Below are 20,884 nucleotides of genomic sequence, written 5' to 3'. Positions count from 1 at the left end.
CTCCGATGATGCGTCAAAATCGCTACCCTAACATTTGGGTCATCATACAGCGTTCTGATTTAAGTTGATCAAATCAAATTTTAAAGCACATTCATCCCAACAACCAAAATTCATCGCTTTCTGCGAACGCCGCTCAGCTTCAACACATCTTCGATCGTTGAGCAATAGTTCTCCATACCAAACGTCGCGGGACTAATCGGATTTTGATGGATAAAGTGACGGTAGCGCAACGCAAACCGATCCCACTCGCCCATCTGAATCCGAAACAGAAAAATCACCAGATCCGCAAGTAGAAGCAACGGAAAGCCTAGCATCGGCTTTAGACCCCGGTAGAAACAAAGCTCATCAAATACCTGATTGACCGTAATTTTCTGATTGCCCACTACAAAACTCTTTTCCTTCGGCGGGTGATCCACAAAATGCCGCACCACTTGAGCAATATCATGAGCGTGAATAAAGTGAAAACTGCCATCAGCACGGAAAAAGCGAATCAGCTTCGCCCACCTTGCCACCTCTGGAATTCCAGTTGTCACCGCCGAGTAAGGATAACGCTCTCCACCGCCGATCACTAAGGTCGGGAACAGCTTGGTAATTTTAGGTGCGATCGCCAACCCGGCTAACTTCTCGTAACAGATATACTTGGATTTCAGATAATCGTTGCCGATCGTAAATGCTTCAGGCAGCAGTTGATTGTTGCGATCGAGAATGCTAGCGGTCGAAAAATAAATCACTTGCTCGACGCGCTCTGGATCAAGCATCGAGAGCAATTGCAGATTGCTTTGCACATTGACTTCTTGAATCCCTTCTCCGCCCCAAGCCGTCGCCGCTAGTATCGCACAATCGATCGTGCTTAGAAGTTCTCGATGTTGCTCAATCTCACGCAAATCTGACTCAATTACAGTAATGCCCGATCGCGCCGTCAGATCAATCTTGATCTTGCTAGCATCACGAACGAGCAGAAACAGTTCATGTCGAGTGTTTTGAATCAGGGCTTCGACAAGATAGTGACCAATGCAACCACTTGCACCTGTCACGAAGATTCGCTTGCTCATTGAGGAATTCAGGGATGAATGATGAAAGACAAAGTGCAGGAGGAAACCCTATGAATTAACAGAATAAACGGTTCTGCCCAATTCTGATCCGCTCAATGCCTTTCATCGTCGAAATTTCATCAATGTGCAGCAGCAAGAAGCTGATCCACTTGCTTCGCCGTCTCAAAGAAGTAGGCTGCATTTTCCTCCGGGGTATTGGGGAGAATGCCGTGTCCGAGGTTCAAAATGTGACCACGGTTGCCTGCTTTGCGAATCGTGTCGAGAATGCGATCGCGGATAAATTCCTTCGATCCAAACAACACACCCGGATCAAGGTTGCCTTGCACTTTCATCTCTTTACCGAGTCGAGCGCGAGCATCCGCCATATCGACCGTCCAATCGATCGTCAAGATATCCGCTCCCGCTTTTGCCATGCGTTCTAGGAGTCCAGCGCTTCCTGTCACCAACAGAATGAGCGGCGTGTCCGGATGCACCTGCTTAATCTTGCGGAACACTTGCTGTTGATACGGCAGCGCAAATGTATCGTAATCTTGGGGGCTGAGTTGTCCTGCCCAAGAGTCAAACATTTGGATTACTTGTGCGCCGCAATCAATTTGGTAACAAGCATAAGTCGCGATCGCATCTGCCAGCTTTGACAACAATTGATGCAGAATCGCCGGATCAGAAAATGCCATGTTTTTGATGATCGAATAGGTCTTCGATCCTTTGCCTTCAACGGCGTAAGCCGCTAATGTCCAAGGCGCGCCAACAAATCCCAGAACCGTTGCTTCATTTTTGACTTCTTCGCGCAGAGACTTCAAAATCGTTTTGATAAACGGCATCGTTTCTTCGGGAACGAGCGGATGCAGTCGATCGATCTGTGCTTGAGTGCGAATCGGATCAGCAATGATCGGGCCTTTTCCCTCAGCGATGTCCATCTCGATTCCGAGACCGGGAAGCGGAGTCACAATGTCGGAAAACAGAATCACGCCATCGGGCTTGAAAGCTCTCCAAGGTTGCAGCGACACCTCGATCGCGACCTCTGGAATTTCAGAGCGTTCGCGGAACGACGGATAGCGATCGCGCAGATCTCGATAGGCTTTCATGTAGCGACCAGCCTGTCGCATCATCCAAACTGGGGGACGATCTAACACTTCGCCCCGTGCTGCCCGTAACAAAAGTGGAAGTTGCGAAGAACCCGTCATGCAGAAGCCTCTTGATAAAACCTTTTGTTTTCTACGTTTCTTAGCCTATCACTGGAGGGGATCTGGTATAGCCGCAATCCCAATGAATGTAACGGTTTTGAAATATTCCATCGCTCGAACGGCCGATGTTTGTAACCACGAAATAGCTCTAACAACAGAGTCACTTCTCAAGCTTTAGTCAGATTAATTTGGAGTTTGAAGTTTATATTCTGAAGCTGTTCAAAGTTGATAAAAGGATAAAAACAATGACTAAATTTGCTGCAAAACTCGCATTAGCTTCTGCTTTGATTTTGGCTCCGATGTCGCTGCCTGCAATGAGCCAAACCGGAACTGGAACCGGAACTGGAACCGGGACTGGAACCGGCACGACCACTCAAGATGCAGGTTATCACCAAGAAGGACGCAACGGTTACTGGGGTCTGTTGGGCTTGCTCGGATTGTTCGGTTTGATGGGACGCAAGAGCAGCCGCGATGAGCATTCTTCGACGGGTGCAACTGCATATCGTGATCCGGCAGATGTATCGGGAACCCGCGATCGCTACTAATCGGTTAGACAACTCAAAAGCTTAACGGCATGGAAGCAGAGAAGCCTTTCATGCCGTTTATTGGTGTTTAATACTACATAAACGGAAATTATTTCTTGAATTTGCTGAAAATAAAGCTCAATCTGCAAATTCAACCTCTTTTAATCGGGTCGCTTTTTCTTGTAATCGCTTGAGCATTCGAGATTCACCGATCCATTCATCAAGCTCAAGTGTTTCTTGAAGCTCATCATTTTCGTAACGCCTCAGAAACTCTTCGGTTGAGAGTTGGTATTGAGTTTCAAAAGCTTCAAGTCGTGTTTGAGTTCGTTGAATTCCAGCTTCAACCGACGAAAGTGATTCGGCGATCACAGCTTCAATCAGCGATCGCAAATTGGGATACTGAGAGATGAGTTTCAGTTCAGTCCTGATACCAGATTGATTTGTGGATGCGACAGATTCTCGCCCCCTAAATCCCCCAGAATGGGGGACTTTGAGTATGGCATTCTATGTTTAATTCGGTATGAGGAGCGATCGTAAATAATGCTTCTTTAATTTTGCCGTAGCTTCTGAAGTGCAAGAAGCTCGGACAGTAGAATGAAATACCACCCGCTTAAGGTCTAATCATGTAAATTTGAGTCCCAAACCCCGACATAAATCCGATCGCGCTCGTTCCGCTCAATGACACCTTTGAGATTGCCTTGTTGAAATCGATAGCGATTGCGTTCTCGTCGATAAACTTGCTTCAACCCGTTGATGACTTCCGATGTGGCACGGCTACCTAGCATTCCATTGACGGTCACTTGCAGCGTTAAATCATCAACCGATTGAGCAAATGATGCCTCAGTTTGCCGAATTTGGTTTGTCGATCGGTCGTACAGATAGGCAAGCGTAATCCGATCGGGTACAACTTCATACAAAGCGCTGCGAGTATTTTGCCAATAGCCGCGCCCTGTTTGTGCAGGCTCTCCCAGAATTGCTCGCACTTCCTGTTCCGACGTGCCAACCGCGAAACCAGGAACACGACCCGTTGATTGAGTTTTTGTTTGAGAGGGTTCTGGGGTGGACGGCGCGATCGGAGTTGCTTCAGGGCTGGGAGATGGCGGAATCGAAGCGCTAGGTTTGGGTTGGGGCGGGTCGATTTGGACGGGAGACGGACTCGGGGCTTCAGACGGCGTAGGCGAAATCGAAGGGAGTGGACTCGGAGAATTCAGCGTTACGGCGGGTTCAGATGTTTGGCGCGATCGCGGCGAGAGCAGTGCGATCGCCACTCCAGTTAAGGTGAGTCCGGTTAAAGCGGCAAGCAGCCAAGCTAGGCGCAATTTTGGCTTTGTCGTTGCGATCGGTTCTTCGGTGCTTGGGGCATACGCGATCGTTGCGGCAGTTGCAGTCGAAACTTTGGGAGCCTGCGTTACAGGAGCAGTGAAAGTTTGTGACGGCGGGACGGCATCCTGTGGCAGAAGGGATAACCATTCTTCAACGCTGGCAGAGCGCATGGCGGCGTTCATTGCCATCCCCCGCAGAATTGCCTGGTTCACACCCGGACTAACCGAGGGTTGGAGTTCTCGCGGTTCGGGCATTCGTTCATGATCTCGTAGAATCGCTGCGATCGGAACGGTTGCCGTAACTAATGCGTAGAGTGTTGCGGCTAAACCGTAAACATCGCTTGCAGGACTGCGTTTTTGCTGAGCGAAATATTGCTCGATCGGTGCATATCCGACCGACATCATTTGGGTATGCATTTGCGTTGAATTCGGTGTGAATTCCCGTGCAATGCCAAAATCGATCAGAATGGCTTCTTGGGTACCTTCACGAATAATAATGTTTTCAGGTTTGATATCTCGATGCAGCAATCCGTTGCGGTGAACCACTTGCAGCGCTGAGCCGATTTGCCGGATGTAGTGAATTGCGATCGCGTCCGATAGCGGTCGATTCGGAAAAACGATCTCTTCCAGGGTTTTGCCGGGAATGTAATCCATCACCATGTACGAGCGATCGCTTTCGATGAAAAAATCACTCACGCGCACAATATTCGGATGCACACACAGCGCCAACCGCCGCGCTTCATCCTGGAATTTGCGCTCGAAATCGGCAAAATTTCGCTCGAATCGTAGGGACTCATTCAACGTTTTGATCACTACAGTTTGATGCAAAAAGTGATGAATTGCCTTATAAGTCACACCGAATCCACCCTGACCAATAATCGCTTGCAGGGTGTATTTACCATTTGAGAGCGTTGTACCAACGAGAGAATCCATGCCAAATCAAGCCTGACCGCTTTATGATTGAACCGCATTTCGAGGCAGAGTGCATCGGAGTTGAGTGATAGTTTCTGCTGAGTTCATTGGCAGCTTGACCAATTCTAACCGACCCTTCATAAACTCCATGAGATTCTGATTCAGCAATAGACTAAATCCTAACGAGGGCGGTTCCAAATCGGGTGGCGCTTCTCGTTTGAGCAAGTCGATCGCTTCTTGCCAAACCTCAATCGGGCGTTCGTCTTCCAAATCGATATACACAAAATTCGCATCTGCGTGTGCCGAAAGTTTAATCGAGCCTTCCTGCATCGTCGCGATCGCGCTGCTAATCAAACTGGTTAACACTTGCAAAAGCGATTTGCGATCGGCAATAGCCTTAAGGTCTGGATCGGGTGAGGCTAAATGAAAGGGTAGATTCCGATTTTCCGATAATAGATGTGTTAAAGAATATACATCATCAAACACATCAGAAATAGAAACAGGTTGTAGGTCTAATTTGCCTGTTCCGTATTCAGTTTTAGAAATATGAATAACTTCATCGAGTAGCTTGACTAGCTTGAGCGCAGACTCATTCGCCTGTTCAATAAACTCGCGTTCTTCTTCGGGTGATTCACACAAATCGGCAAGAATGAGCTGATGTGCGCTAATCAATCCACTGAGGGGCGATCGCAATTCATGAGACGTTCGCGCCAGAAATCCCGCTTTGAATTGGCTGAGTTCGAGCAGCGATCGATTCGCCAATTCAAGCTCCTGATTGTTCTTGGGCGCTTTTCGGTTTGCCAACCAACCCCCGACAAAACCGAAACTCAATCCCAAAATTAAATAGACCCAATTCATACTCGCCACCGCTAACCACGTCTATGAGTTTAGCGGTGGCGGTAAGTTTCTAGGCGGTTTTCCCGATGACACCTTCAACCAGCCAGCTCATCGATTCAAGCTCGATCGCGGTTGCCCCGTAATCTTTACCTGCTGGAACAACTGTTTTTCCAGTGTTGTCTTTCAGTCCGCCTTTGTAAATTACCAGCGATCCAGCTCGCATTTTGTCTCTTGCTGCTTCTGCATCTTTTTTCGCGACATCAGACACCGCAGGTCCAAACGCTGAAATTTTCACAAATTCATCCTTGTATCCACCTCTGAGCAAATGAGGAATACCTCCATTCATCAGGGTTTTGCCCTCTTGAATCATCTTGGCGTATTCGCTATACACTTTCGTCCAATCCCACTCTGCACCTGTTAGATAGCCTTTGGGTGCCAGTGACGCTTGGTTTGCATGATAGCCCGACGAAAAGACACCCCGTTTTTCTGCGGTTTCCATCACCACTTTAGGACTGTCTACATGACAAGTAATCACATCTGCGCCTTGGTCAACTAAGCTGTTTGTCGCTTCAGCTTCTTTAACCGGGAGCGACCAATCCCCCGTGAAAATCACCTGCGTAGTAATGTTCGGCTTAACGCTGCGTGCACCTAACGTAAAGCTGTTGATGTTACGAAGCACTTGCGGAATGGGTTTTGCTGCCACGAAACCAAGCTTGCCTGTTTTGCTCATGTGCCCTGCAACAACACCTGCCACATATTGAGCTTCGTCGATGTAGCCGAAGTAGCTTCCCACATTTTTTGGGTGTTTTGCAGCATCGTAGAGTCCGCCACAGTGGAAGAATTGCACTTCAGGATAATCAGCGGCAAGCTTGAGAATGTGCGGATCAAAGTAGCCGAATGACGTTGGAAACAAGACCGTAGCTTGATCTTGCTCGATCATGTTCCGCATGGCTTCTTGGACTTCAGTCGTTTCAGGAACGCTGGCTTGATCGACTGTTTTAACATTCAGGGCTTTCAACCCTTCTTTGCCCTGAGAGTGCGCCTGATTATAGCCGAAGTCATCTTTAGGTCCGACGTAGATGAACCCCATGGCAAGCTCTTTTCCTGCCGCTGGACTTGTACCTGGGGTCGTTGTTGCGGTGTTTGTATTGTTAGCCGGCGTACATCCTGTCCAGAGTTTCGAGGTTGCGCCAAAGGCTCCGGTCGCCAGGAGTCCCCGCACAACCTGACGGCGGGAAACTCGTGAATGACGCTCATCATTCTTGCTCATCGTTGATTCCTTTTTCGGATACTAATAAACGCGATCGATTGAAGTCTGTTTCCTCCAATCAGATTGTATAATCTGTCACAATCCTGCTTTTAGGGCGGTGATGAGCGCGATCGAGTCGGAGACTGCCCCAAAGACACCGCCCTGCATTTTGATCATCTTGAGCGCTGCAAGGTAGTTTCCATAATCGGTTGCGCCAGTACAATCAGACAGCAGCAAGCATTCGTAGCCGCGATCGTTGGCATCTCTCATCGTGGTGTGTACACAGACATCGGTTGTAATTCCGGTGAGAATCAAATTCTGAATGTTCTTGCGTTTCAGAATCAAATCCAGATCGGTTGCATAAAACGATCCTTTTCCGGGTTTGTCGATGATCACTTCTCCGGACAAGGGTGCCAGTTCAGGAATGATTTCCCATCCAGGTTCGCCCCGCACCAGAATTCTTCCACAAGGCCCTGGATCACCAATACCAGCACCGATCTGCTGCGATCGCCAGCGTTTATTCTCCGGTAGATCTGACAAATCCGGGCGGTGTCCTTCGCGGGTGTGAATAATCGTGTAGTTGAGCGATCGCAGGATCGTCAACAGATTGCGGATCGGTTCGATCGGAGCGCGGGTCAGCGACAAATCATAGCCCATTTTGTCAACATACCCGCCCTTGCCACAGAAGTCCGTCTGCATATCAATCACAATCAGCGCCGTGTTTTCAGGACGCAGATCGCCATTAAACGGATAGGGATACGGATCAGCCTCGACGAACATCATGCTTAACCTCCGGTCACAGAGGTCGGGAGTTCTTCGCCACGGTACGATCGTGTCGGAGTCGCGAATCCGCAAGAGGTTCCGTCGGTGTAAATCACTTCGTCTTCCCAAGGCAAGCGATAACTGCCATTGACTAAATCTTGCATATAAGTGTAAGGACAGTCTTGCGCTCCACCTTTTACCGCCACGTAGCCGCGATGCCCGAACTGATAGATATTATTTTCAACGCTCCAATGCTTCCGGGCTTCACGCACCAGATCCGGGCGTAACTCTGCGGTGATAATCTCATCTGGGCGATGGCTACCCATCACCAACGGCGCACCGTCGAAGTTCACAAACATACCTTCACCCATCGAGTCAAACGTGCCATCGGTGCCGCACATACACACCGAGGCAGTGTACATCAGATTGCAAAACGCGTTCGCTTGATTGGTGACTTGCCAAGAGTGACGGATTGGAGCGGTGTAGCCTGCGGTACGAATCATGATTTCTGCACCTTTGTAGGCACATTCACGCGCCATTTCCGGGAACATCCCATCGTGACAAATGATGAGCGCGATCGTGCTGCCGTTCGGGCCTTCACACACAGGAATTCCCAAGTTTCCAGGCTCCCACGGTTCGACTGGAACCCAAGGATGCAGCTTGCGGTAATACAGTTTCAGTTCTCCGGTGTCGTCGATGATGATACCGCTGTTATAGGGATTGCCGTGGGGGTTGTATTCCATGATCGAAAAGCATCCCCAGATGTGATTGTCCCGGCAAGCTTTCTGAAACGCTTGGACTTCTTTTCCGTCTAAGCGGCACATGATTTCTGGATTGGTGTCCATCGACAAGCCATGCAGCGAGTATTCAGGGAAGACCACCAGATCCATCGTCGGCATATTTCGTCGCGCTTTGCCGACCATTTGACAGATACGATCGGTCTGTGTCGCCAGATCATCGGGTGTTACCACGTTCGGAAGCTGCAACTGCACCAACCCCAAAACCACACCGTTTGGAGTCTTGCTTAGGCCACCTAGTCCACTCATCATCCTGCCCTCAAGATTGTTTGTGTGTCAGCTTTATCACACTTTTCCGAAGGCAATTCGTGCCTTACGATACGGTTAGAGACCTGTCAGTTCCTTTAAGCGCTGAACAAACGCAGGTTTACCAAACGCTGCAAGGCTTTCTTGGCGTAACCACTCTGCCGCGCAGCGCTGATCCTCGCCTTTGAGCATTTCGATGCAGGCGATCGCCACTTCATCCGGGTCACGATGCGGAACTCGCCACCCTAAGCGCCCATCTTGCAATGGATCTGCCGATCCATCTGCATCCCCTGAAAGCACAGGTACGCCGCACGCCATTGCTTCCAAATACACAATGCCAAAGCCTTCTTGAGACGGCATCACATACGCATCTGCAAGACAATAATGTTTCGGAAGTTCCTCAGCGGCAACGAATCCGGCAAACACAACGCGATCGCTCACGCCCAAGTCTTCCGCCAGTTTTGCTAATCGTGGCTGATCGTCTCCTCGCCCAATCACCAAATATTTCACATCGGGAAACACTCGGAGAATTTGTGGCAAAGCGCGAATTGTGACATCTACACCCTTATAGGGATCGCCCGACCACAAGCGGGCAACAGTCATTAAAACCTTGCAATTGTCAAGCTGGTATTTCCGCAACAATTCTGAGTCTTTTGCTTGAGGTTGAAACACGGAACCATCCACCGCACAAAAGAGGAAATCAACTTTATTAGGCTCAATTCCATTCGCTGCACAAGCTCGATCGCACGAATACCGACTAATTGCCCAAACGCGATCGGCATTCTGCAAAGCGCGTTGTTTTCCACTCGGTAACGGTTCCCAAACTTCCTTCCCGTAGGTCAACACAGTATAAGGAATTCCCAACGGTTTACAGAGCGTTTGAATTAAAGGAGCAAGGAGAATGTGACCGCAAAAAACTCGGTCCGGACGGTGCTTTAAAAGATGCGTGAATAGAGCGATCGCTAACTTTACTCGTCCCAACCTGGGCGATCGATCTTTGCAGTAATGAAACCGCGATCGCTCTGATGCAAACGGATTTCCGACGGATGCGCGATCTCGTAGAAGAAAGATATCAGCGCTCAGGGTATCGATTTGCGAATAGGTTCGCAGAATATCTTTGACATAAGACTGAATTCCGCCTTCGCAAGAGAAGATTTCGAGAAAAACAAAAACATGATTCTGGGGCATAAGCAGGAAAAAGGGCGAACCGCAGTCCGCCCAGAAGAGCATCAGATTACCCTTCCTTTAAATGCCCAAATCGTGAGCGTGATCACACAATTTCAGGAACTAAAGAAGTTTCTGTGCGTCCTCTAGTCGCTCGGTCGAACGCGCTTCAGCATTTCTACCAGAATAATGTGCGCTTCTTTTGCGTCTTTTAGAGTGCGATCGAACGTCACGCGCACCGGAACCGTTTCTTCGTTTACCTGTGCCAAAAGATCCATGCCTTTTTCATCAATCGACTTCATTTCAGCAGTCGTTGCATCCTTGACCTTGCCAAAATATTGCGCGTAAACCAGCACCGCATCGCCATGATCTTTATTCATGTGGCTACAAATGCGATCGCTCACCGCAGGCGAAAAGGCTTCACTGACGGATTCAGACATAACTCCCTCCTATGCACTGATTCGATGATACCGTACTGCGAAATGAGGAGTCTTGTTCGCTAGCAGGCGGCTTTTCTTCAGGTTCTACGAAGCCGATCTCACGCCTTCGGCAGATGAATCGGTGTTTCGCAATCTGGTTTCGTCTTGGGTGTAGTTCTGTCCTAACAACCGATGCAGCGAAAAACAGTGTGGTGTGTAGGAGTTTTGCTTGCTTGTGCAGCGCTAGTAAGTCCCCAACCGAGTTTCTCGAAACCTGTTACTGAACCCGTTCCAGAATCACAGCAGATCGCACAACCTTTGAGATTAGAAATTCGGCTGAAACAACGGCGGGTGAATGTTTATCAGGGCGATCGTCGAGTCAAAACCTACCCGATCGCCGTCGGTCGTCCGGGATGGGAAACCCCGATCGGTACCTATACGGTGAAGCAAAAAATCCGCAATCCCGAATGGATTCATCCCTTAAATGGCTCAAAGGTTCCGGGCGGCGATCCAGAAAATCCACTCGGACAATACTGGATTGGATTTTGGACAGACGGAAAAAACTGGATCGGATTTCACGGGACTCCCAATCCAGAATCCGTCGGCACTGCGGCTTCTCATGGCTGTATTCGGATGTACAACCGCGATGTTGAAGAACTCTTCGGTAAAGTCGGTCTGGGGACAGAGGTAGTCGTCAAAAACTAAGCAATCTATGAAATTTCTTCTAGGGATAAATCGAACCATAGGCAGAGAGCCTTGATCCCTCATAGTGCCTAAACTGCAACCTATGGTTGTGAGTCCAACTTCGGATTTCGCTTCCGCCCATTCGGTGAGTTCCAATCAGTCAACCGAACTTGTCAACATCAAGCAAAAGGGAGAGTACCGATGAACGGAAAGATCAAGAAATTAGCGAGTACGATCGGCATTGCTGGCTTTGGATCATTGATGTCGCTGCCTGTGATGGCGCAATCCCCGCTAAATCCGAACCCCAGTATTTTTAACGAAGCCCCCTACAATCGGGCGGCTCAGTCTTCAACGACAACCCAAAACTCAACAGTACAGAATTCAACACAAAATTCAACACAAAATTCAACAACAGGTGGCTCGACTTCGGGCGGTTCGACAACACAGCAACCGGTTTCACCGCGATCGAACCCTTCGTCGGTGCCCGTGGAAGCGAGTCCTAGTGAAGCAGGGGGTTCAACGCCTTCCTCTTCTCAAACAGCTCCTTCAACCGTCACACCGACTAACCGACCGGGTCAAGTCGCACCTGCTCCAGAAACCACTAGCCCAACTTCACCCACCACCACTCCGGGAGGTTCCTCTGGTGATGTAGTCGTACCAACTACACCCTCTGGCTCGACGGAGACCACTCCGACACCGACTCCTGACTCGACTCAAACGACACCGAGTACCACGACTCCTGATTCGACTCAAACGGCACCGAGTACCACGACTCCTGACTCATCCACCACTCCGAGTTCTACTCCCTCTGAGAGTGATTCGGGAAGCAGCGGCACCTCTGGCGGTGTTCGCGCACTCTGGTAGAACGGTATAGCCTTCAAAGAGGGGTGCGATTACACCCCTCTTTTTTGCGTCAATTGAGATGCGTTGCCCACTGTTTGACAATTTCCGCAGAGCCATACCAGCGTCCGGGCGATCGCGGTGAATGACTCACCCCTTCGTAAACCAAATTCTCCGCGCCTTCGAGATGAGCGGCTTCGATCGGCGTAATGCCATCGCCCCAAGTATCGCCCCGTCCTCCAGTGAGTTGATAGCTGCTGTAGGCAAGCCAACTACCCAACCGCCGCGCTCCAAAAATGGATTTACCCGCGACACAGACATATTTCACTTGCGGATAAAACGCACCGGGATAAGTAAAATTGACGAAATTCAGATTCTTTAGCGTCCAGCGTTCATAACTCGTTTGCGGTGTACCGAGTGTCACCAGCGTTGAAACAAACTGATGCGCTTGCCAGACATAGGTGCGATCGCTGCTCATTCCATGCACATCATAGGCGTTCTCACCCAGATAAATGCGCGAAATCCACCCGCCTGCTGAGTGTCCAACCAGATTGATTTTCTCGGTGGCGTAAGTTTGCCGGACTTGTTGAACGGTACGATCGAGCGCTTCTAGAATCGGCAGTATCGATCGACCGCCCAAGGTTGGCAACCAATCTCGTTTTACTAAGGGAACCGTCACGGCTGAAATTCCGAGGTCAATTAACGTTTGCTGCATCTCGCGGTAATCGTTTGCGCCCGCAAGATACCCCGGTAAAATCACAGTCGGCAGTGCCATAAATTCATCAGTAGAAACGCTTCATGTAGGATCTTAAAGCATTTATTTGATTCCCCTATGTCCTTAGCTCCTTGGCGTTCTATTCTGGCGGGTGCGCTTCATCGCAATCGCTCTCTGCCTTATGCTCGGTATGTCCAACTTGCAACGGTTCGACCCGATGGCAGACCTGCAAATCGTACGATCGTCTTTCGCGGCTTCCTGGATGACACAAATCAGCTTAAATTTGTCAGCGACGATCGCAGCGAAAAGCCAAAGCACATCGAACATTGCCCTTGGGCTGAGGTCTGCTGGTACTTTCCAAACACCCGCGAACAGTTCCGCATTGCGGGAAAACTGAGCCTAATCGACCATACAAATTCAGACCAGCGACTGCAAACAGCACGACAACAAATATGGCAAGAGCTATCGGATAGCGCTAGAACTCAGTTTGCTTGGGCACATCCAGGACAGCCCCGCGCAGGAGACGAAATCTTTTCCCCTCCTGCACCCAGCCCAAGTGATCCACTCCAGCAGTTTTGTCTACTTCTGCTGAATCCAACTGATGTGGATCATCTAGAATTACGCGGCAATCCACAGAATCGCTATCAGTATCACTTCAACTCAGAAGACTGGATTGTTGAAGCAGTCAACCCTTAACGGGGCAATACTCCCTGGAAATTGAATTCCACCTGACGCACAATACTGCTAATCACACTAAAGGTTTGTCCGGTGCCGATCGGGAAATTCGGCGCGTCAGGTTCAATCACATACAGTCCAGGTGCGAGGCGAGCGCGGAAAGTGCCCTGCGCGTCAGGTGTGACGCGGAAGAATTGATCGCGAGAAGCTGTGGAAATTTTTAATGCTCCTGTATAGGGACGAGTCGCGCAAGTGCTTGCAGGAGCTGCCACTGAGCAAATCGGTGTGAAAGAAACTCTGCCAGAAATTCCGCTCAGCATGGTGTCGCCTGATTGCGGCATGGTGCGAATATCGGGAGGCGCAGGTAAATCAGGAAGTGGGCGGCGATAATCTCCCGGCATGGGGAATGGCTCGATCGGAATCCGTCGAGTCGGGCGAGCAGGAACTCTGGGAGTCCGGGTAGCAGGAGTGATCTGAGTTGGGCGAACAGGTCTTCTGGGAGTCCGAATGACAGGTCTTCTGGGAAGCGGGACGGGAGGAACCGCCGGAGGCGCAATCACCGAGCTAGGTGCAGCAGGGGATTCCGGTGCAGGAAGGGGTGCTTGAGCGATCAGCCAATCTTCTTTTGCTTGAGTGACGATCGGAAACAGCGCACTACTCAGAACAATCCCAGACATTCCACTAATGATCGCGCACAATCTTATTAAGCCAAACATTGCACCTTTCCTAGCTGAAGACATGGCTAATTTCTAGCACAGTACGATCGTGCGATCGAGTAGGATTCCCCTTTCTTGATGAAAGCTTCAAACGTGTATGGGAATATTTACGGAAACAAGCCACTTTCTCGATGGCTGAATTTAAGCAAAAAAAAGCCCCTTCAGCAAGGGACTTCTATCATTGAGTTGACTGTTAGTCTTTTTTCTTTTTCTTAGCGCGGCGGCGCTGCATTAGGGTTGCAAATCCGATCGCTGCCCCTGATCCAAGAATCGTCATCGGCTCTGGAATTGGCTCTGTGGGACCGCCACCCCCACCGCCGCCAGTACCGCCACCGCCGCCGCCGCCGCCAGTACCGCCGCCGCCACCGCCGCCAATGTCGATCGGGGGAGAGGAATCGCCGCTGTCGCTATCGCCGCTCAGCCCAAGGGCTAATCCTGCAATTCCGCCTGCAATCAGGAGCGGTGTTAAGAATCCACCGCCACCGCCGCCAGCGATCGGTGCAACAGGGGGAATTTGAGCCACCGGAGGTGTCCCAGCACCTGATACCACAGGAGGGGGTTCACCCCCTCCAACGGGACAGGCAGTATCTCGCAGCCTCACAATAAAGTCATCATAGTCGCGGTCTTGTGCTGGACGGTTTCGCACAATTCTTGACCCCGTATCATCCCATCCAATCTGCATTCCTCCAGTTTGGCATAACTCCGTGATATTGCCTGTGAACCGAACGTGCTGTTCGGCATTGGGATTTAAGCGATCGGTGGAATAGAGAATACCTGTAGGTCTGCCGTTAAATGAAGACTCTAGGTAGAAAACGTAATCGTTATTCGGTTGGAATGTGTACTTCCCTCTGGGTTGGGGAACCGCATTTCCGGGAGTTCCACTGAAGTCTTGCTGACTGCCGACATCATCAATTTTGGTAGACGGTCGGAAAATTGTTTCGGGATTATCCGAGGGTTTCGTTTCTATCAGCAGGGGCGTTTTCTCATTCGTGGTCAAGTTGATCACGCCGAACGTGGATTGATATGCGCCGTGAGACTCGACAAAATCGGTTTCTAAAGTTGCATTTCGATTGACTCGGATACCTTGGTTGCCGATCGACAGATCCGCAGCCCGTGCAGGCAGCACTAAACTGCTGGTTAACCATCCTAATGAGAGCGTAAATGCGATCGTGGTAAGACGATTTCTACGCCGATCCGGATTTTCAGGTGGAGTACAGCGGAATAAAGGCTGCCTCCTCACACACTGCCTTGAAGTAGGACTTTGTTCTGACACCATCTAAAGCTGACTCTATGAAAGGACTATGATTAACGCCCTGGAAGCGCTCACTGCAATTCTCGCTGCAAGCTAAATCTGCCAAGGAGTCATGAGGAGCGCGACTTTAACTTCCGCTCAGTGTAAAAACGTTTGTGTAATAACAGCATCACCCTTGCGGAGGAGCGAAATTTTGGCGGGAATTATGTCGCTAGAAACATCCAAGTCAATCTGAGTAGCTAAATAGAGCTGGGCATGTCAAAGAGATGGGCCATTTGACCCATGCAATTCGTTTTAATTGCAGCCGATTGCTTTTGTGCAGCACTCCAACTCTGTAAGCGGCAATCGATCTGATTAGATCAGCTTCACCGCTGTTGTAAATGTTGGTCGAAGTATGCGGCTAATCAGCAATCCTGCATTTGATTACTCCTCACGCGGCTAATCTTTACACCCTGCATTTTCCGCGCTTACTGGAGTCCCGATGATTTCCTAAATTAGAACTGATACATCCCTCTTAACCTCTATCGAAGGGTAGGCATCCATTAGGGTTTAATCAGCAGTTTAGGCTTCCTCGCCAGCATGGTATGAACTGCGAACTAGCGGAGCCGACCGCACATGAGAAAACCCCATGTCTTGTGCAATCTTGCCTAAACGCTCAAATTCGTCAGGATGCCAATATTTCTGCACTGGGAGATGCTCTAGCGATGGACGCATATACTGCCCGATCGTGACGCGATCGCAGCCGACCGTTCTTAGATCTTGCAGCGTTTCGATCACTTCTGCTTCCGTTTCTCCATGTCCCAACATCAAGCCAGATTTTATCGGGATCGTAGGATCGAGTTCCTTCACTGTTTGCAAGACTCGGAGTGTGCAATCGTACTTAGCACCGCGTCGCACCGGAGCCTGTAGCCGCCTGATCGTTTCGATGTTGTGATTGTAGCAAGCGGGCTTTTCGGCCACGATCGTCGCGATTCGCTGCTGCTGTAAGGTTTCAGGTGAAGTGCCGTCTTGCCGTCCACCCCAGAAATCCGGAGTCAAGACCTCGATTTGAGTTTGTGGATTGAGCACGCGAATCTGCCGCATCGTTTCCGCAAACCAACCCGCGCCTTGATCGGCTAAATCATCTCGCGCTACTGAGGTCAGCACGACATATCGCAATCCCAGAAGTTGTACCGATTCCGCAACTTTTCGGGGTTCCTCCGTGTCGAGCGGCATCGGTGCGTGTCCTTTATCCACCTGGCAGAACGCGCACGATCGTGTACAGGTAGGCCCCATCAGTAAAAACGTGGCAGTCCTTTGGGCATAGCATTCTCCCCGATTGGGGCAGCGCCCTTCCTCACAAATCGTGTGAATCTGCCGCTGTTTAATAATTTGCTGCACCGTCGAAATTTCACTGGCATTCCCGATCGAACGGCGTAGCCAATCAGGCAGGGCAGAGACGATCGCACGACGCTCAGAAATTGCAGATCGATTCGTTTGGGGTGACATAAACAAGGGAATGCTAAGGGTCAGTTCGTTCTAAAGTTGGCGCAAGCCAGCAGCAAAAAATATGAAGTTTTTTGACCTATCGCCATTATAAGGGAGCAATTCAGCGGAGTCGGGTACTAAAGCCGTCCGTATTTCACCAAATCGAGTAACATTTGGCACGGAGTTTGCAGGATTGCAACCCTGCTTCTTTCTGTAATGATTCGATTAGGAGTGCAGTGAGGTTTCTATTGCATCGTTTTCCGGCGAATCTTCCCCGATTCAATTGCGATTTTCTAGATCACCCTAGAGGAGTTCAGTTGTGGCAAGTCACAAAGTCATAGTCATCGATGATAGCGCCGTGATTCGGAACATGGTGCGAGATATGTTGCCGAAAGGTAATTTTGAAGTGTTGGAAGCCAAGGATGGTTTGCAAGGAATTAACTTAATCCGGCAGGAGCGTCCGACGCTGATCATGCTGGATTTCTTGCTCCCTCGAATGAGCGGTTGGGAAGTTTATCAGCAAATCCAGGGTACCGCTGAACTGCAAACAATTCCTTTGGTGCTGATGTCCGGGCGCAAAGAAGAAGTAGCAGAGAAGCTACAAGAGCCGTTTGAGTATTTTGAGTTTGTGCAGAAGCCGTTTGACCAGAAGGGTCTAATTGAGGCAATCAAGGCTGCAATGGCAAAGGCGAAACGCCGTCCAGCGCCGTTGCCTTCGCCGCAAGCGCCTCCAGTTGCGACCGCGTCTGAAGCGGCTCAAATTGAAGCGCTGAATCAGAAAGTTGCAAAAATGCAGGCTGAGATTGATGGCTTGAAGAAGCAGATGGGTCAGCTCTTAACCTTTGTGAAGCAGAAGTTGAAGTAATCCCACATCTCTAAATACTCGCTACAGATTTGGGAACTGAGATAAGACAGTTCGCGATCGAGCAAGCGATTTGAAGCGCTACAGCAGCAGAAACACCCTGCTACCGTAGCGCTTTTGCTTAGCTAAACTCTCTCTGGTTGACGTTATTGATCTGGAGTTTCCTTTCTGCGCCATCCGGGTTTGACAACTTGGCGGGCACGCGCGATCGCCAGACAATCGTTCGGTAAATCTTCGGTGATGGTTGAGCCTGCGGCAGTGGTGACATCTTCACCGATCGTAATGGGGGCAATCAAACAATTGTTGGAGCCAATTTTTGTACGATCGCCGATCGTGGTTGGGTATTTTTTCACGCCATCGTAGTTGACGGTAATCGTGCCTGCTCCGATATTGACGCGCTTGCCGATCGTGGCATTGCCCAAATACGACAAATGCGCTGCATTCGTTCGTTCGCCTAGTTTCGAGTTTTTTAGTTCAACGAAATTTCCGACTCGGCAGCCTTCACCGATTTCAACGGGCGATCGCAGATGCGAGTAGGGGCCAATCTGGGCGTTCGCGTGAATCACACTGCCTCTGACAACAGAAAACAACACGGTAACGTTTTTCCCGATCTGGCTGTCTTCGATTAAGCTGCCTGGGCCGATCTGACTCCCTGCTCGGATCACAGTATTCCCACGTAGGTGAGTTTGCGGCTCGATCGTTACATTTGCCTCAAGCTCGACCGTATCATCGATCGTGACGCTGGCTGGATCGATGATCGTCACGCCTTCCCTCATCCAGCGATCGCGAATCCGCGTTTGCAGAATCGAGTAAGCCTGAGCCAGTTGAGCGCGATCGTTAATTCCCAAAACTTCCTGATAATCCGCGATATCGACGACTGTAACTTTATCGAAATGGTTCACTGCATCAGTGATGTAATACTCCTTCTGCTGATTATTCGGGGTCAGCTTCGGGAGCACTTGAACGAGATCTTTCCAGCGAAAACAGTAAGCCCCCGCATTGATCCGGCGATTTTGTTTTTGCTCGATCGTGCAGTCGCGATCTTCAATAATCTCAGTCAGAATTTGATTCTCGTCACAAAACACGCGCCCATATCCTGTTGGGTCAGGAACGTGAGCGGCAAGAAGCGTTGCGGCATTGCCTTTTGATCGATGAGTTTCGAGCAGCAAGGTCAGCGTTTCAGAACGCAAAAGCGGCAAATCGCCGTTTAACACAATCAAATCGTCATCGAATCCCTCAAGAAGGGGGATCAACTGCTGAATGGCGTGTCCTGTTCCCAATTGCTCAGGTTGTTCAACAAACTCGATCGACTCCGGATACTCAGTGAGCGACTGACGGACTAACCCTGATTGGTAGCCCACAATCACCAATCGACGTGATGGCGCGATCGCGCTTGCGCTGCCTAAAACTCGCTCAAGGAGCGATCGGCTTCCCAAGCGGTGCAACACCTTGGGTAAATCCGATTTCATCCGCGTTCCACGACCTGCCGCCAGAATTGCAACCGCTACCATAGGTTTTTCAATCTCTCAATACGAGAGGGAGTATACCTTGAGTCGGTTTCATCGTTCACCCCTCGATCGAATCTGCTGAAGCACTTTATCGAATACATATAATCGCTTTAGGTTTTTTTCTTCGGCTCTGCGTCGGAATTCAAAGTTTCTCCAAAAATCCAGAGATTCAATCAAAGTCTCGATCGAACAGCGTTATGATCAAAAATCCCGGATACCCCATTCGTAATTCGTGATTGAGTCGTCTCAGATTGCCCTACCCTAGCCATGCGGTTCCGTCTTTAGCTCAATCGCACGACTGAAAATTACGAAACTCCGATCGACGAATTAAAGGAACAAGCACTGTGACGCATTCAAATTTTCTTGCTCAGTCCGATCCCGCTCTTGCTGAAATGCTGCAACAAGAACTGCAACGCCAGCGAGATCACCTAGAACTGATTGCCAGCGAAAACTTCACCTCTCCTGCGGTGATGGAGGCTCAAGGATCAGTCTTGACCAATAAGTACGCCGAAGGTCTCCCTTCAAAACGCTATTACGGTGGCTGTGAATTTGTCGATCGCGCTGAACAACTCGCAATCGATCGGGCAAAAGAACTGTTCGGAGCCGCACACGCAAACGTGCAGCCCCACTCCGGCGCACAAGCAAACTTTGCCGTGTTTCTGACGCTACTCCAGCCCGGAGACACGATCATGGGCATGGATTTGTCGCACGGTGGACACCTGACCCACGGATCGCCTGTAAATGTCTCTGGTAAGTGGTTTAACGTTAAACATTACGGCGTGAGTCAAACCACCGAGCGCTTAGACTATGACCAAATTCGAGAACTGGCACTGGAACATCGCCCGAAACTGCTGATTTGCGGCTATTCAGCGTATCCGCGTGTGATCGAGTTCGAGAAATTTAGAGCGATCGCCGATGAAGTCGGAGCCTACTTGTTAGCCGACATCGCTCATATTGCAGGATTAGTCGCAACGGGACATCATCCGAGTCCAATCCCCTACTGTGATGTCGTCACGACCACCACGCATAAAACCCTACGCGGGCCTAGAGGTGGATTGATTCTCACCCGCGATGCCGAACTCGGTAAGCAGTTAGATAAAGCGGTCTTCCCCGGTAGCCAAGGCGGCCCCTTGGAGCATGTGATTGCGGGTAAAGCAGCCGCCTTTGGAGAAGCACTGAAGCCGGAATTTAAGACCTATTCAGGTCAAGTGATTGAGAACGCAAGAGCAATGGCAACTCAGCTTCAAAATCGCGGCTTTAAGCTGGTTTCTGATGGTACTGACAACCATTTGATGCTGGTGGATTTGCGATCGATCAACATGACCGGAAAAGTGGCAGATCAGCTCGTCAGTGGCGTGAACATTACCGCGAACAAGAACACCGTTCCCTTTGATCCCGCTTCTCCATTTGTCACGAGCGGTCTGAGACTGGGTTCGCCCGCGATGACCACACGCGGCATGGGTACAGCAGAATTCACGGAGATTGCGAATATCATCGCCGATCGCTTACTTAGCCCTGAAGACGAGAGCGTTGCTCAAGATTGTCGTCGTCGCGTTGCCGCACTATGCGATCGCTTCCCGCTTTACCCCCATCTCAGTACTCAAGTTCCGGCGTTAGTGTAAAGCCTCGGTAATTTCCCTGATTCGTTTTCAAGGCACAGACTATTGCTGTAAGGGCATCCACTGATGGATGCCTTT

Annotated in this window: 21 protein-coding genes; 6 read left to right on the top strand and 15 right to left on the bottom strand. The window is 50.0% G+C overall.

From position 1 onward, the window contains the following. Positions 1-110: 110 nt before the first annotated feature. Together NC981_RS07370 and hemE are read right to left on the bottom strand one after the other, a co-directional pair. Positions 111-1,052, bottom strand: a complete 942-nt coding sequence (locus NC981_RS07370) for an NAD(P)-dependent oxidoreductase (protein ID WP_348242268.1) — start codon at positions 1,050-1,052, stop codon at positions 111-113. Positions 1,053-1,171: 119 nt separating this feature from the next. Continuing rightward, a complete protein-coding gene (gene hemE, locus NC981_RS07365) occupies positions 1,172-2,236 on the bottom strand; it encodes a uroporphyrinogen decarboxylase (protein WP_348242267.1) in 1,065 nt (354 codons plus the stop codon). 245 nt (positions 2,237-2,481) lie between these two features. Between hemE and NC981_RS07360 the strand changes: the two genes are divergently transcribed. After that, positions 2,482-2,781: a WGxxGxxG family protein gene (locus tag NC981_RS07360; protein WP_348242266.1), complete on the top strand. Its 300-nt coding sequence runs from the start codon at positions 2,482-2,484 to the stop codon at positions 2,779-2,781. A 117-nt stretch (positions 2,782-2,898) separates the two neighbouring features. On the opposite strand, the gene NC981_RS07355 is transcribed toward NC981_RS07360, so the two are convergent. The 8 genes from NC981_RS07355 to NC981_RS07320 all read right to left on the bottom strand — a co-directional run bounded on the left by NC981_RS07355 (position 2,899) and on the right by NC981_RS07320 (position 10,489). Next, on the bottom strand, positions 2,899-3,150 hold the full coding sequence (locus NC981_RS07355) for a hypothetical protein (RefSeq protein ID WP_348242265.1): 252 nt from the start codon (positions 3,148-3,150) through the stop codon (positions 2,899-2,901). Between the two features lie 227 nt (positions 3,151-3,377). Then, positions 3,378-5,015: a serine/threonine-protein kinase gene (locus NC981_RS07350; protein ID WP_348242264.1), complete on the bottom strand. Its 1,638-nt coding sequence runs from the start codon at positions 5,013-5,015 to the stop codon at positions 3,378-3,380. A gap of 21 nt (positions 5,016-5,036) precedes the next feature. Further along, complete coding sequence (locus tag NC981_RS07345) at positions 5,037-5,852, bottom strand: HAMP domain-containing sensor histidine kinase (RefSeq protein ID WP_348242263.1); 816 nt, start codon at positions 5,850-5,852, stop codon at positions 5,037-5,039. 49 nt (positions 5,853-5,901) lie between these two features. Then, positions 5,902-7,101: a BMP family ABC transporter substrate-binding protein gene (locus tag NC981_RS07340; protein WP_348242262.1), complete on the bottom strand. Its 1,200-nt coding sequence runs from the start codon at positions 7,099-7,101 to the stop codon at positions 5,902-5,904. Between the two features lie 75 nt (positions 7,102-7,176). Then, on the bottom strand, positions 7,177-7,860 hold the full coding sequence (locus tag NC981_RS07335; protein WP_348242645.1) for an isochorismatase family cysteine hydrolase: 684 nt from the start codon (positions 7,858-7,860) through the stop codon (positions 7,177-7,179). 5 nt (positions 7,861-7,865) lie between these two features. Continuing rightward, complete coding sequence (locus tag NC981_RS07330) at positions 7,866-8,888, bottom strand: formamidase (protein ID WP_348242644.1); 1,023 nt, start codon at positions 8,886-8,888, stop codon at positions 7,866-7,868. A 75-nt stretch (positions 8,889-8,963) separates the two neighbouring features. Next, on the bottom strand, positions 8,964-10,073 hold the full coding sequence (locus NC981_RS07325; RefSeq protein ID WP_348242261.1) for a glycosyltransferase family 4 protein: 1,110 nt from the start codon (positions 10,071-10,073) through the stop codon (positions 8,964-8,966). 122 nt (positions 10,074-10,195) lie between these two features. Further along, positions 10,196-10,489 (bottom strand): DUF2470 domain-containing protein, encoded by a 294-nt coding sequence (locus NC981_RS07320; protein ID WP_190379793.1) that lies wholly within the window; start codon positions 10,487-10,489, stop codon positions 10,196-10,198. Positions 10,490-10,660: 171 nt separating this feature from the next. On the opposite strand from NC981_RS07320, the gene NC981_RS07315 reads away from it, so the two are divergent. Together NC981_RS07315 and NC981_RS07310 are read left to right on the top strand one after the other, a co-directional pair. Continuing rightward, positions 10,661-11,173 carry a L,D-transpeptidase gene (locus NC981_RS07315; protein WP_348242260.1) on the top strand — a complete coding sequence of 171 codons (513 nt, stop codon included), beginning with the start codon at positions 10,661-10,663 and terminating at the stop codon, positions 11,171-11,173. A gap of 180 nt (positions 11,174-11,353) precedes the next feature. Beyond that, positions 11,354-12,016: a hypothetical protein gene (locus NC981_RS07310; RefSeq protein ID WP_348242259.1), complete on the top strand. Its 663-nt coding sequence runs from the start codon at positions 11,354-11,356 to the stop codon at positions 12,014-12,016. A 49-nt stretch (positions 12,017-12,065) separates the two neighbouring features. On the opposite strand, the gene NC981_RS07305 is transcribed toward NC981_RS07310, so the two are convergent. After that, a complete protein-coding gene (locus NC981_RS07305; protein WP_348242258.1) occupies positions 12,066-12,767 on the bottom strand; it encodes an alpha/beta hydrolase in 702 nt (233 codons plus the stop codon). A gap of 57 nt (positions 12,768-12,824) precedes the next feature. On the opposite strand from NC981_RS07305, the gene NC981_RS07300 reads away from it, so the two are divergent. Then, positions 12,825-13,403, top strand: a complete 579-nt coding sequence (locus NC981_RS07300) for an Npun_F5749 family FMN-dependent PPOX-type flavoprotein (RefSeq protein WP_348242257.1) — start codon at positions 12,825-12,827, stop codon at positions 13,401-13,403. On the opposite strand, the gene NC981_RS07295 is transcribed toward NC981_RS07300, so the two are convergent. The 3 genes from NC981_RS07295 to lipA form a co-directional block, all read right to left on the bottom strand. Further along, a complete protein-coding gene (locus tag NC981_RS07295; RefSeq protein ID WP_348242256.1) occupies positions 13,400-14,059 on the bottom strand; it encodes a hypothetical protein in 660 nt (219 codons plus the stop codon). The two genes, NC981_RS07300 and NC981_RS07295, sit on opposite strands and share 4 nt — an antisense overlap. Before the next feature lie 232 nt (positions 14,060-14,291). After that, positions 14,292-15,338, bottom strand: a complete 1,047-nt coding sequence (locus NC981_RS07290) for a PEP-CTERM sorting domain-containing protein (protein ID WP_348242255.1) — start codon at positions 15,336-15,338, stop codon at positions 14,292-14,294. Positions 15,339-15,911: 573 nt separating this feature from the next. Further along, the gene (gene lipA, locus NC981_RS07285) at positions 15,912-16,838 is read right to left on the bottom strand and encodes a lipoyl synthase (RefSeq protein ID WP_348242254.1); all 927 of its coding nucleotides are present in this window, start codon (positions 16,836-16,838) and stop codon (positions 15,912-15,914) included. Positions 16,839-17,136: 298 nt separating this feature from the next. Between lipA and NC981_RS07280 the strand changes: the two genes are divergently transcribed. Then, positions 17,137-17,682, top strand: coding sequence for a response regulator (locus NC981_RS07280; protein WP_190379785.1), 546 nt, complete (start codon positions 17,137-17,139; stop codon positions 17,680-17,682). A gap of 143 nt (positions 17,683-17,825) precedes the next feature. Here NC981_RS07280 and glmU read toward each other — a convergent pair whose 3' ends face one another. Next, complete coding sequence (gene glmU / locus NC981_RS07275) at positions 17,826-19,190, bottom strand: bifunctional UDP-N-acetylglucosamine diphosphorylase/glucosamine-1-phosphate N-acetyltransferase GlmU (RefSeq protein ID WP_348242253.1); 1,365 nt, start codon at positions 19,188-19,190, stop codon at positions 17,826-17,828. Positions 19,191-19,531: 341 nt separating this feature from the next. On the opposite strand from glmU, the gene glyA reads away from it, so the two are divergent. Further along, positions 19,532-20,809 carry a serine hydroxymethyltransferase gene (gene glyA, locus NC981_RS07270; protein WP_348242252.1) on the top strand — a complete coding sequence of 426 codons (1,278 nt, stop codon included), beginning with the start codon at positions 19,532-19,534 and terminating at the stop codon, positions 20,807-20,809. Positions 20,810-20,884 lie beyond the last annotated feature (75 nt).

It is taken from the genome of Leptolyngbya sp. DQ-M1 (assembly GCF_039962505.1).
Taxonomy (GTDB): Bacteria; Cyanobacteriota; Cyanobacteriia; order Leptolyngbyales; family Leptolyngbyaceae; genus Leptolyngbya.
The sequence above is the reverse complement of the archived record's forward strand: the minus strand, read 5'-3'. Positions and strand labels throughout refer to the sequence as shown.

Excerpts from the sequence above, each read along its gene's own strand:
- NC981_RS07370 (WP_348242268.1), bottom strand. The coding sequence starts at position 1,052 with ATGAGCAAGCGAATCTTCGTGACAGGTGCAAGTGGTTGCATTGGTCAC.
- hemE (WP_348242267.1), bottom strand. The coding sequence starts at position 2,236 with ATGACGGGTTCTTCGCAACTTCCACTTTTGTTACGGGCAGCACGGGGC.
- NC981_RS07360 (WP_348242266.1), top strand. The coding sequence starts at position 2,482 with ATGACTAAATTTGCTGCAAAACTCGCATTAGCTTCTGCTTTGATTTTG.
- NC981_RS07350 (WP_348242264.1), bottom strand. The coding sequence starts at position 5,015 with ATGGATTCTCTCGTTGGTACAACGCTCTCAAATGGTAAATACACCCTG.
- NC981_RS07345 (WP_348242263.1), bottom strand. The coding sequence starts at position 5,852 with ATGAATTGGGTCTATTTAATTTTGGGATTGAGTTTCGGTTTTGTCGGG.
- NC981_RS07340 (WP_348242262.1), bottom strand. The coding sequence starts at position 7,101 with ATGAGCAAGAATGATGAGCGTCATTCACGAGTTTCCCGCCGTCAGGTT.
- NC981_RS07335 (WP_348242645.1), bottom strand. The coding sequence starts at position 7,860 with ATGTTCGTCGAGGCTGATCCGTATCCCTATCCGTTTAATGGCGATCTG.
- NC981_RS07330 (WP_348242644.1), bottom strand. The coding sequence starts at position 8,888 with ATGAGTGGACTAGGTGGCCTAAGCAAGACTCCAAACGGTGTGGTTTTG.
- NC981_RS07325 (WP_348242261.1), bottom strand. The coding sequence starts at position 10,073 with ATGCCCCAGAATCATGTTTTTGTTTTTCTCGAAATCTTCTCTTGCGAA.
- NC981_RS07320 (WP_190379793.1), bottom strand. The coding sequence starts at position 10,489 with ATGTCTGAATCCGTCAGTGAAGCCTTTTCGCCTGCGGTGAGCGATCGC.
- NC981_RS07315 (WP_348242260.1), top strand. The coding sequence starts at position 10,661 with ATGCAGCGAAAAACAGTGTGGTGTGTAGGAGTTTTGCTTGCTTGTGCA.
- NC981_RS07310 (WP_348242259.1), top strand. The coding sequence starts at position 11,354 with ATGAACGGAAAGATCAAGAAATTAGCGAGTACGATCGGCATTGCTGGC.
- NC981_RS07305 (WP_348242258.1), bottom strand. The coding sequence starts at position 12,767 with ATGGCACTGCCGACTGTGATTTTACCGGGGTATCTTGCGGGCGCAAAC.
- NC981_RS07300 (WP_348242257.1), top strand. The coding sequence starts at position 12,825 with ATGTCCTTAGCTCCTTGGCGTTCTATTCTGGCGGGTGCGCTTCATCGC.
- NC981_RS07295 (WP_348242256.1), bottom strand. The coding sequence starts at position 14,059 with ATGTCTGGGATTGTTCTGAGTAGTGCGCTGTTTCCGATCGTCACTCAA.
- lipA (WP_348242254.1), bottom strand. The coding sequence starts at position 16,838 with ATGTCACCCCAAACGAATCGATCTGCAATTTCTGAGCGTCGTGCGATC.
- glmU (WP_348242253.1), bottom strand. The coding sequence starts at position 19,190 with ATGGTAGCGGTTGCAATTCTGGCGGCAGGTCGTGGAACGCGGATGAAA.